Consider the following 13,268-nt stretch of genomic DNA (forward strand, 5'->3'; position numbering starts at 1 on the left):
GGGCGGGGATCACGGTCACATACGGTCACTGGGCGGTCCAGTGCCGCCAGTTCCGTACATGGCGTTACCGACCCCTCACTCCCAGGTTTAGCGTCCTCCACCAGGTGACCGGCTCCCCACCGCCGCCCGGGCCAGGGGCGGCCGTCGGCCACCACCGCCGAGAAGGTCCGGCGGCGGCCCGCTCCCCCTGTGTGGGCCGCCGCCGGACGTGTCACCGCTTGACCGCGCTCCCCTCGCGGTCGTAGGGAAGGATGTGGGCCCTCGTGGCAGCGCACCGCAAGCCCAGTCGGCGCTCGCTCGGCGGAAACACGGCCCGCACAGCTGCCACGATCGCCCTCGCGGGCGCGGCGTCGGCGACCGGCTTCGACGGGACCGGGCACGCTGAGCCGCAGCTGTCCCCGGCGCAGGTGAAGGCCAAGGTCGACAAGTTGTACGAGGAGGCGGAGGTCGCCACCGAGAAGTACAACGGCGCCAAGGAGAAGGCCGACAAGGCGGAGGGGCGGCTCAACGCGCTGCGCGACGAGGCGGCGCGCAAGGAGGACCGGCTCAACTCGGCGCGGGACGCGCTGGGGTCGATAGCCGCGGCGCAGTACCGCAGCGGCGGCCTCGATCCCGCGCTGCAACTGGCGCTCTCCGACGATCCCGACCAGTACCTGGACGGGGCCGCGTTCGCCGAGCGGGCGGGCAGCCGACAGGCGACGGCCGTGGCGAACGTACGCAAACAGCTGCGAGAGATCGAGCAGCTGCGCGGCGCCGCGCACGTCGAGCTCGCCTCGCTCAAGTCGCGGCAGGCCGAGCTGAAGCGGCACAAGAAGACGATCAACGGGAAACTCGACGCGGCACGACGGCTGATGTCCGAGCTCAGCCCGGATCAGCGCGCGCAGCTCGGAGAGACCGGTGGCGCCGGCCGGCACGCCTCACGCTCCTCGGCCCGCGACCTCGGCCCGGTGTCGTCGTCCGGCACCGTCGCCGCCCCCAACTCCCGTGCGGCGGGGGCCGTCTCGTACGCCTACCAGAAGCTCGGCAGTCCCTACGTCTGGGGGGCCACAGGCCCCGACGCCTTCGACTGCTCCGGCCTCGCCCAGGCCGCGTACCGCTCCGCGGGCGTCTCCCTGCCCCGGACGACCTACGCGCAGATCAACGCCGGCCGGCGCGTCTCTCGCTCCGAACTCCTCCCCGGCGACCTGGTGTTCTTCTACTCGGGCATCAGCCATGTGGGCATCTACGTGGGCAACGGCATGATGATCCACGCGCCGAACCCGACGGCTCCGGTGCGGGTGGCTCCGATCGACGAGATGCCGTTCGCGGGAGCCACTCGAGTGGTGTGACCCGGGGGTTCTCAGTGGAGGTCTCGCAGCGCGTCGCCGATCGCGGTCACTCCCTCGGCGATGGCCGTGGCGGGGGACGCGGCATAGCCGAGGAGCAGACCGGGCGGGCCCGGGCGGTGGCGGTGCCACGAGAGCGGGTGGGCCTTGACGCCGCGGGCGAGGGAGGCGGCGGCGAGGTCGGTGTCCGTCCATGTGGGCGGTCGGCCTCCCGCGAAGGTGATCAGCAGGTGGAGTCCCGCCGCGGCGCCGTGCACGACGGCGCCCGGCAGGTGGTCGCGGATCGCCGTGATCATGGCGTCGCGGCGGCGCCGGTGGCGTCTCCGCGGGCCTGATGACCCCGTCGGACTGGGCGCGGGGCATCGCGGACCTGCACCGCACGGCCACCGCCGACGGCACCTTCCACTACACGTTCTTCAAGGCCCTCGCGGTGAACCCCAGTGCCGTCGGCTAGACCAGCCGCCGTGCCGTCGCCCAGCGCGTCAGCTCGTGGCGGTTGGAGAGCTGGAGCTTCCTCAGTACCGCCGAGACATGGGACTCGACCGTCTTGACGGAGATGAACAGCTGCTTGGCGATCTCCTTGTACGCGTAGCCACGGGCGATGAGGCGGAGGACCTCGCGCTCGCGCTGGGTGAGGCGGTCGAGGTCCTCGTCGACGGGCGGGGCGTCGGTGGAGGCGAAGGCGTCGAGGACGAAGCCCGCCAGGCGCGGGGAGAAGACGGCGTCGCCTTCCTGGACGCGGAAGATGGAGTTGACGAGGTCCGTGCCGGTGATCGTCTTGGTGACGTAGCCGCGCGCACCGCCTCGGATCACGCCGATCACGTCCTCCGCCGCGTCCGAAACGGACAGCGCGAGGAAGCGGACGGGCTGCTCGGCGTCGGCCATCAACGGGGCGCAGCGGCGCAGGACTTCGACCCCGCCGCCGCCCGGGAGGTGCACGTCGAGCAGGACGACCTCGGGGCGGGTCGCGGTGATGACCGTGACCGCCTGGTCGACGTCCGCGGCCTCGCCGACGACCTCCACGCCGGTCTGCGCGGTCTGCCCGATCTCGGCCTGCACGCCTGTACGGAACATCCGGTGGTCGTCGACGAGCACGACCCGCACACGACGCCCGGCACCCGCACCGGCGGCGGCCGCACCGGCCGCACCGGCCGTCTCCGCGGCCTCTCCGGATGCGGCGGCCGAAGGGGTCTCCTCAGCAGAACTGCCGGACTCCACAGGCCCGTTCGCGTCGCTCATGACGTCTTCTCCGCCCTCTCCATCTCCAGCTCGACCTCCGTGCCGCCGTCCGGCACCGCGCGCAGTCGCGCCGTACCGCCGTTGCGCTCCATGCGGCCGATGATCGATTCTCTAACGCCCATGCGGTCGGCGGGTATCGCGTCGAGGTCGAAGCCGGGGCCGCGGTCACGGACGGACACGAAGACCGTCCTGCCCTCGACTTCGGCGTAGACCTGCACCGCGCCGCCCTCGCCACCGTACTTGGCCGCGTTCACCATCGCTTCCCGCGCGGCCTGCATCTGTGCGGTCAGGCCCTCGTCGAGCGGGCAGTCGCCGACGACCACGACCTCGATCGGGACGCCGTGCTTGTCCTCGACCTCGGCGGCATGGCGTCGGACCGCCTCGGCGAGGGTGTCGGGCTCGTCGGCCTCGTCCTTCCCGGTCCCCTCCGGCTTGTAGAGCCAGGCGCGCAGGTCTCGCTCCTGGGCACGGGCGAGCCGTCGTACCTCGTTGCCATTGTCCGCGTTGCGCTGGATCAGCGTCAGGGTGTGCAGCACGGAGTCGTGGACATGGGCGGCGACCTCGGCCCGCTCCTGGGCGCGGATGCGCATCAGGCGCTCCTCGGAGAGGTCCTGGGTCATACGGACGAGATAGGGGCCGGAGAGCAGCGCTATACCGACGAGGACCGCAAGGGCGGCCTGGAGGACCGAGCCGAGGTGGGCGGCCGAGCCCTGGAGGACGAATATTCCGGAGACTCCGGCCGTGACCAGCAGGACGCCCGCCGCGGAACGCAGCAGCGTGAGCGTACGGCGGCGGCGGCCCACCTCCACCCAGCGGGCCCGCCGCGCGTTGTCCGCCTGGCGCCAGACCAGGGCGACGCCCGCGCCGACGAGGACCGTCGGCCACAGATATGCCTTGGCTCCTCCGCCGAGATTCACATTGCCGACGAAGACCATGGCCACGACGACCATGAGGAGCAGGGCCACGATCTGGCCCCTGTCCGGCTTGCGGGCCACCAGTCTGCGGCGGCCGTCCGGGGCGGTCTCGGTGCTGAAGGCCGGCGTACGCCCGGAACCGACGCCACCGACGCCGAGCGGCACGAAGAACCAGAACGCGGCATACAGCAGCGCCCCCAGCCCGTCCGCCATGAACAGTCCGACGAACACCAGCCGCACCCAGATCACGGGCAGCCCGAGATGCCCGGCGAGCCCTCGCGCCACGCCCCCGAGCCAGCGTCCGTCGCTGCTGCGGTAGAGCTTGCGCGTGGGCCGCGGGTCGTCGAGGGGCAGGGCTGCGGCTTCCGGCATGCCATCGATGTTCACACGCCTGGCCGACGCGGGCATCAGGGTCGACCCCCTAGACGCCCCTGATCTTCGGAAAACCGTCGCTCGATGCTCGGAGAACCATCGACCGACGTCTCGGGGGACCCTTGATCGACGTCTCGGGAAACCCTTGATCGATCCTCGGAAGCCGGTGATCGGTCCTCGGGAAACCGGTGATCGGTCCTCGGGAAACCGGTGATCGAAGTCCCCTCGGCCCCTGTCAGGGCCGATATCAGGGTTCGGCCAGGGTCATCCCGACTGCCGTCTCGCCTCCTCGCCCGTCACCATGGACGCATGACAGATCAGCAGCACGCGGCCGCGGAGCCGGACCCCGGCCACGGCCCGGGCGCCCCGCCGCCGGGCACCGGGCCGCCCGTGCCGGTCCCCGCCAAGGGTGAGGAGCCGCGCGCGCACGAGGATCCGGCCGCGCCCGAGGTCCCGCGCAAGTTCCGGCGCGACCACCGGCAGAAGATGCTGGGCGGGGTGTGCGCCGGTCTCGGCCGGCACTGCGACATGGACCCGGTGATCTTCCGGATCGTGCTCGCGGTGCTCTCCGCGACCGGCGGCATCGGCCTCATCTTCTACGGCTTCGTGTGGCTGTTCGTCCCGTACGACGACGAGGAGGAGAACGAGGTACGCAAGCTGCTCACCGGCCGCGTGGACGGCCAGGCACTGGCAGCCGTGCTCTTCGCGCTGGTCGGCTGCGGAGTGTTCCTCTCCATGCTCAAGAACGGCGGGGTGCTGACCTTCGCCGTCGTCCTCTCCCTCCTCCTGGCCGGCGCGGGGTACTGGTCGCAGCAGCGCGGGGCCCCCGACCCCGACCCGCTCGCCGCCCAGGCCGTCGCCGACGCCCCGCCCGAGGCGCAGGCACCGCCCGTGCCCGCCTCCTACCCCTCCTGGTGGCGCGACCCGATCGTCAAGGACGGATCGCACGTGGGCGGCACCGGCTATCTGTGGGGACCCGAGGACGCTCGGGACCGGGACGTCGCGGCGGCGATCGACATCGCCCGCGGCACGACGCGACAGGACATACGCGACCTGCGCGCGCCGCGGCAGCCAAAGCCGCGCGGTCCCCGCTGGATCGGCGGCTGGGTCTTCCTGCTCGCGCTCCTGGCGGGAGGCCTCGGCACCGGCCTCACCTGGCACGACCACGCGCTCGGCACCAGTCTGCAGACGGGCCTGGCCTGCGCGCTGATCGTGCTCGGCCTCGGCATAGCCATCAGCGCCTTCCTCGGACGTACGGGCGCGGGATCGATCTTCCTCGCGGTGCTCACGGCGGCCCTGCTGGCCGCCTCCGCGGCGCTCCCCAAGGACATCAGCACGCACTGGATACGAAAGGACTGGACACCCACTGCCACCGCCCAGCTCCAGAAGAAATACGACCTCGGCACGGGCGTCGGCACTCTGGACCTCACCCATATCGACCTGGCCAAGGGCCAGACGGTGACGACGAGCGCCGAAGTGGGCGTGGGCCGGCTCAAGGTCGTCATCCCCAAGGACGCGACCGTGAAGTTGAACGTGGACGTCGGCGTCGGAGACATCCAGCTGCCGGGCGACGACAAGAAGGACGTGGACGTGGAGCCGGGCAAGTCCAAGCAGGTGACGCTGTCACCCACGACCGACGAGAAGAACGGCGGCACGCTCGATCTCGACCTGCATGTGGGCGTGGGGCAGGCGGAGGTGGCCCGTGCTACGTCATGAGTTCCAGCCGGGAAAGCTGGTCGCGGGGTTCTTCCTCACCGTCGCGGGCGTCGTCTACGCCGGTGACGCGGGGGGCGCCTGGGAGACCCCTTGGTTCGCGGTGATCCCCGTCGTCACGGGCGGCCTCTGCCTGGCCGGCGCGGTCGCCGTTCTGACCCACGGCGTGCGCAGACGCCGCGCCGAACCCAGGCAGCCGGACAGGCTCTAGGGCCTGTCGTCACATTCCCGTCTGCCCCGCGACGCCTGGCACGCACTCTCGCCGCACCGGGCGAAAGCCCAAGTACGTCCAGTACGAGGACTTCCGCCCGGCACGCCGAGAGCACGCACCAGACGCCGCGGGGCCGCCCTTCGGGCGACGACGGGAATGTGACGACAGGCCCTAGCGATACGCCCCGGCGCGTTGCCTGCGCCGGGCTCGCAGGGCCGCGTCCACGGAGAAGACGGAAGCACCCGCGAGAACGAGAGGAATCCAGGCCATCAGGTAGGCGAGATCGTTGCCGTAGTAGTACGGGTCGGACGCCCAGCTCACCGTCAGCCACAGGCTGAGGGAGATGAGGGCTCCGCCCAACGCGGCGAGGCGGGCCAGCAGGCCGATCAAAGTGCCGATGCCGACGGCCAGTTCACCGAAGGCGATGGCGTAGCCGAAGCCGACGGGGTTCTTGAGGGACAGGTCGACCAGGGCCGGGATGGCCGAGGAGCCACGCACGGTGCGCATCATCTCCCCGATCGAGCCCGCGCCGGAGCCCTTCATGAAGGCGCTGTCGGTGAGTTTGTCGAGGCCGGCGTAGATGAAGGTGACACCGAGGAAGACCCGTAGAGGCAACAGGGCGTAACGGCTGGCGGTGTCCCGCCAGTCACGCCTCTCGTCGAGATAGGGGGTTTGGGTGTCCGTCCGCATACCGTGAGTCATCGCTCTCCGCCGCCTCTCGCCCACGTGCCGTTGACCCCTCAAACAGACCATACGTACGAGAGCAGGTTCCGGCTCAATCCCCGGGAGCCCATTTTCTTGCCTTCACCCACACGACCCCACCTTGACCACTACCCCGCACCGGCACCACCAACCACAGCGTTCCTCGCCCCCGCCCCTACCTTTCCCGTACCCGGGGGCTGCACCGGCACCCGCTCAGGTGGGACGCACCCGCGGACGCCTATGCGCGTCCCGGATCCGCAGTCGCGGACGCACGTTTCCGGCCGGAAGGAGGCCGCAATTCCCACGCACCCGCAGTCGCCGACGCACGGAAGGGGCCGTGCCGGTACATCACATGCCCCGTCGCTTACGCGGTTGCCAACAGGCAGAGCTGTGAAAGCCAACCGATCTGCCACCGGCGACGGGGCGGATGTACCGGCACGGCCCCGCCCCACCCACCGGCGGACACGCGATGGGCGGCGACGCCGGCGACGTCAGCGGCGGCAGGCGCAGACGGCGCGACCCCGACCCGCCCACCAGGCACGGGCGCAGACGGCGCACCGCCCCTCAGTCCGTCACATCGACCGCGTCAGTCCGTCACATCGATCGCGCACCGATTCGTCTCGACCCCGGCCGCAGTAACCACCTGCACCTCCACCCGCCCCGGCTCCACATCCACCGGCACAGGCACAGTAAGCACCGCATCCGTGGGGTTGCTGAACCCCCCAGCCACCGGCACCAACGGCACATGCACATGCACCGCCCCGATCCGGACCACCATCCGCGACAACCGGTCGGCCGTCTGCGCACCCGGCGGCACGAACCCGGCCCCTCGGATCTCGATGTCGTCACCGGTGCGGATCGGCGCGTCCAAGTCGCCCGCCTCGCGGGCGCGGACGACGGAGAGGATCACGGGACGCCCGCCCTCGGCGTACTTCCCGGCGAGGTACGTCGCGGCCGACACCAGCACCAACAGCGCCAGCCCCCAGGGCAGATCCGGCAACTGCGAGGGCCGCCGAGCCAGCCGCACCGCCGCGAAGGCGAGAGCCACCCCGCTGATCACGACGTACTGGATGTCGGCGAAGCTGCCCCGCCCGGAGTCGTCGGTCAGCAGATCGGCGGCGCGCGGCCGGTCCGCACGCACCTTCTGCAGACGCTGCCCCAGCACCCGCAACCCCACCACCCGCCGCACCAGCACCGCGATCCCGCACACCACGGCGACGACGGTCACCACACCGGCGCCCCGGGCGAGTTCGAGGCCGTTGATCAGTTCGTCCCGCGAGCGGTGCGCGGAGGCGGCCGCGAGCTGCCCCACCAGCACGAGCACCGCGAACGCCACGAAGAGCACCCACCCGGCCGCCACCGCACGCGAGGTCGAGAGACGATTGTCCTCGCCGATGACGGGCGCGAGGGCACCGCCACGGGCCCGGTGCAGCCAGGCCGCACCCGTCAGCAGTCCGGCCAGGACGAGTGCCGCGAGCAACCCGGCCGTCCGCGCGGCCGTCCACCCCGCGCCGATCGCGGTGAGCGCCTGCACCAGGAGCAGCGCCACAGCGGCACCCCAGACCGCGTACGCGGTGTACCGCCACAACCGCCCCAGCCACGCCTCGCCCTCGACGCGCCCGCGCTCGGCGACGAGGTCGGCGGACTGGGTCAGCTCGTCGGAGACCCACTGCCGGGACGCGGAGGCCGAGTGCGCGACGGCGGCGGGCAGCCCGTGTCCGGACGCCAACTCGTCACGCTTCGCGAGGAATTCGGCGACAGCGCGCCGGTGCCCCGCGCGCGCCCCGTGCGGGCAGTCCCCACAGGTGCAGCCACCCTCGTGCGCACCCGGGTCCGCCCCCTGCCCGGAACCGCTCCCGGAACCACGCCCAGGACCGCCCCCGGCACCACGCCCCGCACCGTGTCTCGCCTCCTGCACCGCCACGCCCGCTGCCGCCTTCCCCGCGCCGAGAACTCCCGTGCGGCCAGACCTTCCGTACGCCTGACTGCCGTACAACTGCCTTGCCGTACAACTGCCTTACAACTGCCCCGCGATGACAGCGCATTGTGCCGTACGGAACACCGCCCGCATCCGGCAGGTCTGGTCAGCGCGGGGGAAGCGCAGGACCCCGTGTTGACCCGGCTGCGAGAATTTCTCCATGGCCGAGATCATCCAGCGCGACGGGACCTGGGCCTTCGACGGCAACACGGTCAGGATCACGCCGGGACTCCACCGCTCCGTGCCGCTGTTCCGGCAGACGTACGGAGAGATCGCCGTTCCCCTGGAGGCGGTATCAGGCATCGTCTACGAACCCGAACGCAAGCGCGGCCGCCTGCGCCTGAGGCTTCGCGAGGGTGCCGACCCGCTTCTGCAGGCGACCGGCGGACGGCTGCCCGAGGCGGCGGACCCCTACAAGCTCACGGTCGACATCGACCGTTCCGGGGTCGCCGAGTACGTCGCCGAGGAGATCCGCCGGGCGCTGCTCCTGGACCAGATCCCCAAGGAACCGGCGAAGACCTATCTCCTGTCCGGCCCGCCCGTCCCGGTGTCCGTCCGTTCCAGCGACGGCACGGTCTCCTTCGACGGCACGCACGTGCGGATCGACTGGGCGGACACCTCCGACCGGGTCAAACGGGCGACGGGCCCGCGGATCATCGCCGTGGGCGACCTGGTGCAGGTGGAGTGGCTGCCCAACTCCGGTTACGAGGACGGCTTTCTGCGCTTCGTGACGCGCGAGACGGTCTTCTCCAAACTGCCGCCCGAGAAGGACCCCTACGCCCTCGACCTGTGGGGCAGCGCCCGCCGCGATCTCCTCACGGCGCTCGTCGCCACCGCGGTCACCGCACGTCTGCCGCATCCGTCGACCCGCACCGGCGAGTACGTGGACCACCCCCAGCTCGCCTCCGCCGTACCGCCGCAGTCCGACCATCACGACGTACTCCTGCGCCGTCTGCGGGAGTTGGGCGAGCTGCACCGCGACGGTGTGCTGACGGACGAGGAGTTCGCGACGACGAAGGCGGCGGTGCTGCGCGGCTTCTAGGACCTGGCGTCACATTCCCGCCTGCCCCGCGACGCCTGGCCCTAGGACCTGGCGTCTCAGGACAGCAGATCCGGTTCGCTGCGGCTGATGTCCTGCCACAGCGGCTGGTAGTTGATCCACGCCACGAGGTCGCCGCCGAGCTGTTCGCGTGTGGCCACCGCCTGCTTGTGGTCGATGAGGATCGGCCGCCCGGCGGCCTTCGCGGTGAGCTGGACCTGGCTCGACCGCTCCATGGACAGGAACCACCAGGCGGCGGCGTCGACGGAGTCGCCGACGGTGAGCAGCCCGTGGTTGCGCATTACGAGCGCCTTGCGGGTGTCGAGCGCGCCGGCGATCCGGCGCCCTTCCTCGGCATCCACGGCGACACCCGTGTACGCGTCGTACAGGGCGTGGTCCTGGTAGAAGGCGCAGCTCTCCTGGGTGATCGCGTCGAGCAGGTCGCCGAGCGCGGACAGGGCGCGCCCGTGCACGGAGTGACAGTGGGCGACGGCGACGACGTCGGGCCGGGCGGCGTGCACCTGGGCGTGCACGGTGAACGCCGCCTGGTTCACGTGGTAGCGGCCCTCGATCACCTGCCCGTCCTGGTTGGCCATGACCAGGTCGCTCACGGTGACGTGCTTGAACGGCATCCCGAAGGGGTTCACCCAGAAGCAGTCGCTGTACTCCGGGTCGCGGGCCGTGATGTGCCCGGAGACCCCGTCCTCGAATCCGAGCCGCCCGAAGATCCGCAGCGCCCCGGCCAGCCGTTCCTTGCGGTGCCGCCGTTCGTCGTCCGCCGACTCGTGCATCGGCGGCATGGCGAACCGCAGCTGGTCGGTGGGCAGCGGCAGCGGCGGGGTGGGCCCGTGCATTTGTCCTCCAGCACTGGCGTGTTCGGTACGGACCGGAAGTTACCCCCGGTCAGCGCAGGAGAACAGAGAACTTCGGTGAAGAAAGGGGCACAACCGTGGCCCTGGGCCACTGGTCTGTCTGGATGAGTGCAGGCCTGGCACCCAGGAACCCAGGAGGCGCGCATGACCCGCGCAGAACGGCGGATCCTCGTCCTGCTCCGGCAGCTCGCCGGGCGGGACTTCGCCGTGCTCAGTGATCTCGGCGGTTCCCCGCGCCGGCTCGCGGTGCTCACCTACGTCGCCGAGCAGCACGGTTTCCGCTACGCGGAGACGCACCGGGTGGGCCGGGCCCTGCAGGTCCACGTCGTACGGGAGGAGCGGGCGGACCCGCGGCCGCCGGACTCGGCCGCGGTCCCGGGGCTGCGTTCGGGCACCCTGAGACCGCTGCCGGAGGCGGCGCAGGCGGTCCGTCAGCTGCGGGACCGGATCGAGCTCGACGCCCTGGCCGAGAACATGAGCGTGCGAACCCGGTCGGTGATCATGACCGCCTGCGCCCTCCTCGTGGGTCTCTGTCTTCTCGTCTCCGGTTGGCGGGCGGCGCTCGCGGGTTTCGCCGCCATGGAAGCCGTGTTCACCGGCTTCCTGTATCTGGAGGTCGTCCGCCGTCGGAAGCTCGCACGGCGGGTCCACGCCGCAGCCTGAACCTCGGTGTCTGCGGCCCGGGAACCAGACAGCTGGAAGGCAGGCAGCTGGAAAGCAGACAAAAGATGTCGGGTATCCGCGCGACACTCACCGTATGAGCCGTATGAACCGTATGAATCCTGCGCATCCCGCGAACTGGGCAGCCTTCGCCACCGACGAACCCGATCTCGCCCAGAAGGTCGAGGACCGCTTCGGAGGCTTTACGCACCACACCCTCGCGACCCTCCGCAAGGACGGCTCGCCCCGCACCACCGGCCTGGAGGTGCGCTTCCTGCACGGCGAGCTCTGGCTCGGCATGATGCCGAACTCGCTCAAGGCGCTCGACCTGCGCCGCGACCCGCGCTTCGCACTCCAGGCGAACCCGGGGCCGGGCACGGAGATGGCGGGCGGCGACGTCCGGATCAGCGGGCGCGCGATCGAGGTCGACGATCCGACGACGAAGGCCGCGTACGTGAAAGAGGTGGAACCGCCGCAGCCGTTCCACCTCTTCCGCACCGAGCTGACGGAGGTCGTACGGACCTACGTCGAGGACGACACGTTTCTGGTCGTCGAGATCTGGAAGCCAGGAGAGCCGGTGCGCGCTCTCAGGCGGAAGTGAGCCGGGGCGTCACTCCCACTCGATGGTGCCCGGGGGCTTGGAGGTCACGTCGAGGACGACGCGGTTCACGTCCGCGACCTCGTTCGTGATCCGCGTCGAGATCTTGGCGAGGACGTCGTACGGCAGACGCGACCAGTCGGCCGTCATGGCGTCCTCACTCGACACCGGACGGAGCACGATCGGGTGGCCGTACGTCCGGCCGTCGCCCTGGACGCCGACGGAGCGGACGTCCGCGAGCAGGACCACCGGGCACTGCCAGATGTCGCGGTCGAGACCGGCGGCGGTCAGCTCCTCGCGGGCGATGGCGTCGGCCTCGCGGAGCAGGTCGAGCCGGTCCTTGGTGACCTCGCCGACGATACGGATGCCGAGGCCGGGACCGGGGAACGGCTGGCGCTGGACGATCTCGTCCGGCAGGCCGAGCTCCTGGCCGACCATCCGGACCTCGTCCTTGAACAGCTTGCGCAGCGGCTCGACGAGCTCGAACTCGAGGTCCTCGGGGAGGCCGCCCACGTTGTGGTGGGACTTGATGTTGGCCGTGCCGGTGCCGCCACCGGACTCGACCACGTCCGGGTAGAGCGTGCCCTGGACGAGGAAGGCGACGTCCTCGCCCTCGGCGGCCTCGGCGATGATCTCCACCTGTGCCTGCTCGAAGACCCGGATGAACTCGCGGCCGATGATCTTCCGCTTCTCCTCGGGGTCGGAGACCCCGGCCAGCGCGGCGAGGAAGCGCTCCTCCGCGTCCACGACCTTCAGCTGTACGCCGGTGGCCGCGACGAAGTCCTTCTCGACCTGCTCGGTCTCGTCCTTGCGCATCAGACCGTGGTCGACGTACACGCAGGTCAGCTGGGAGCCGATGGCCTTCTGCACGAGAGCGGCGGCGACGGCGGAGTCCACGCCGCCGGACAGACCGCAGATGGCGCGCTTGGTGCCGACCTGCTCGCGGATGAGGGCGACCTGCTCGTCGATGACGTTGCCGGTGGTCCAGGAGGGGGTGAGCCCCGCGCCGCGGTACAGGAAGTGCTCCAGCACCTGCTGGCCGTACGTGGAGTGCATGACCTCCGGGTGGTGCTGGACGCCGTACAGCTTCTGCTCGTCGTTCTCGAAGGCCGCGACCGGGACGACGTCCGTGGAGGCCGTGACGGTGAAGCCCTCGGGAGCGGCGGAGCAGGCGTCGCCGTGCGACATCCACACCGACTGCTCGTCCGGGGTGCCCTCGAAGAGGGTGGAGCCGGACTTCGAGACGTGCAGCGGCGTGCGGCCGTACTCGCGGGCGCCGGTGTTGTCGACCGTGCCGCCGAGGGTCGTCGCCATCAGCTGGAAGCCGTAGCACATGCCGAAGACGGGGACCCCGGACTCGAAGATCTCGCGGTCCAGGCGCGGGGCGCCCTCCGCGTACACCGACGAGGGGCCGCCGGAGAGGATGATCGCCGCCGGGTTCTTGGCGAGCATCTCCTGGACCGGCATGGTGCTCGGCACGATCTCGCTGTAGACCCGGGCCTCGCGGACGCGGCGGGCGATGAGCTGGGCGTACTGCGCACCGAAGTCGACGACCAGGACGGTGTCGGGGGCGGCGGCAGCGGGGGTCGCTGATGACACAGGTTGCCTTCCGGCGGTGAGCATGGGGTGTGTGGTGCCGATTCTA

The 13,268-nt window shown here is 71.0% G+C and carries 12 protein-coding genes and 1 pseudogene; 6 read left to right on the top strand and 7 right to left on the bottom strand.

What is annotated here, in order from left to right; all coding sequences use genetic code 11:
- Positions 1-263: 263 nt before the first annotated feature.
- Positions 264-1,328 (top strand): C40 family peptidase, encoded by a 1,065-nt coding sequence (locus tag IEY95_RS35125; RefSeq protein WP_189190249.1) that lies wholly within the window; start codon positions 264-266, stop codon positions 1,326-1,328.
- 11 nt (positions 1,329-1,339) lie between these two features.
- Here IEY95_RS35125 and IEY95_RS35130 read toward each other — a convergent pair.
- The 3 genes and pseudogenes from IEY95_RS35130 to IEY95_RS35145 all read right to left on the bottom strand — a co-directional run.
- A pseudogene (locus IEY95_RS35130) lies at positions 1,340-1,651 on the bottom strand (MocR-like pyridoxine biosynthesis transcription factor PdxR); the annotation flags it as partial.
- A 124-nt stretch (positions 1,652-1,775) separates the two neighbouring features.
- Positions 1,776-2,564, bottom strand: a complete 789-nt coding sequence (locus IEY95_RS35140) for a LuxR C-terminal-related transcriptional regulator (RefSeq protein WP_189190250.1) — start codon at positions 2,562-2,564, stop codon at positions 1,776-1,778.
- Complete coding sequence (locus IEY95_RS35145) at positions 2,561-3,886, bottom strand: ATP-binding protein (RefSeq protein WP_189190251.1); 1,326 nt, start codon at positions 3,884-3,886, stop codon at positions 2,561-2,563. The genes IEY95_RS35140 and IEY95_RS35145 overlap by 4 nt, the downstream gene beginning before the upstream one ends.
- A gap of 273 nt (positions 3,887-4,159) precedes the next feature.
- Between IEY95_RS35145 and IEY95_RS35150 the strand changes: the two genes are divergently transcribed.
- The gene (locus IEY95_RS35150; RefSeq protein ID WP_189190252.1) at positions 4,160-5,566 is read left to right on the top strand and encodes a PspC domain-containing protein; all 1,407 of its coding nucleotides are present in this window, start codon (positions 4,160-4,162) and stop codon (positions 5,564-5,566) included.
- The gene (locus IEY95_RS35155; protein WP_189190253.1) at positions 5,553-5,774 is read left to right on the top strand and encodes a hypothetical protein; all 222 of its coding nucleotides are present in this window, start codon (positions 5,553-5,555) and stop codon (positions 5,772-5,774) included. Before IEY95_RS35150 ends, IEY95_RS35155 begins: the two co-directional genes overlap by 14 nt.
- Positions 5,775-5,945: 171 nt before the next feature.
- On the opposite strand, the gene IEY95_RS35160 is transcribed toward IEY95_RS35155, so the two are convergent.
- Both IEY95_RS35160 and IEY95_RS35165 read right to left on the bottom strand, forming a co-directional pair.
- Positions 5,946-6,476, bottom strand: a complete 531-nt coding sequence (locus IEY95_RS35160; protein ID WP_189190254.1) for a DoxX family protein — start codon at positions 6,474-6,476, stop codon at positions 5,946-5,948.
- Positions 6,477-7,062: 586 nt separating this feature from the next.
- The gene (locus IEY95_RS35165) at positions 7,063-8,400 is read right to left on the bottom strand and encodes a hypothetical protein (protein ID WP_373294613.1); all 1,338 of its coding nucleotides are present in this window, start codon (positions 8,398-8,400) and stop codon (positions 7,063-7,065) included.
- A gap of 214 nt (positions 8,401-8,614) precedes the next feature.
- Between IEY95_RS35165 and IEY95_RS35170 the strand changes: the two genes are divergently transcribed.
- A complete protein-coding gene (locus tag IEY95_RS35170) occupies positions 8,615-9,496 on the top strand; it encodes a DUF4429 domain-containing protein (protein WP_189190255.1) in 882 nt (293 codons plus the stop codon).
- A 56-nt stretch (positions 9,497-9,552) separates the two neighbouring features.
- On the opposite strand, the gene IEY95_RS35175 is transcribed toward IEY95_RS35170, so the two are convergent.
- Positions 9,553-10,347, bottom strand: coding sequence for a class II aldolase/adducin family protein (locus IEY95_RS35175; RefSeq protein WP_189190256.1), 795 nt, complete (start codon positions 10,345-10,347; stop codon positions 9,553-9,555).
- Between the two features lie 162 nt (positions 10,348-10,509).
- On the opposite strand from IEY95_RS35175, the gene IEY95_RS35180 reads away from it, so the two are divergent.
- Both IEY95_RS35180 and IEY95_RS35185 read left to right on the top strand, forming a co-directional pair.
- A complete protein-coding gene (locus IEY95_RS35180; RefSeq protein ID WP_189190257.1) occupies positions 10,510-11,028 on the top strand; it encodes a hypothetical protein in 519 nt (172 codons plus the stop codon).
- Positions 11,029-11,122: 94 nt separating this feature from the next.
- Positions 11,123-11,626, top strand: a complete 504-nt coding sequence (locus tag IEY95_RS35185; protein ID WP_373294614.1) for a pyridoxamine 5'-phosphate oxidase family protein — start codon at positions 11,123-11,125, stop codon at positions 11,624-11,626.
- A gap of 9 nt (positions 11,627-11,635) precedes the next feature.
- Here IEY95_RS35185 and guaA read toward each other — a convergent pair whose 3' ends face one another.
- A complete protein-coding gene (gene guaA, locus IEY95_RS35190; protein ID WP_189190258.1) occupies positions 11,636-13,222 on the bottom strand; it encodes a glutamine-hydrolyzing GMP synthase in 1,587 nt (528 codons plus the stop codon).
- Between the last annotated feature and the right edge of the window lie 46 nt (positions 13,223-13,268).

The organism is Streptomyces albiflavescens (assembly GCF_014645835.1).
GTDB classification, from domain to species: Bacteria; Actinomycetota; Actinomycetes; order Streptomycetales; family Streptomycetaceae; genus Streptomyces; species Streptomyces albiflavescens.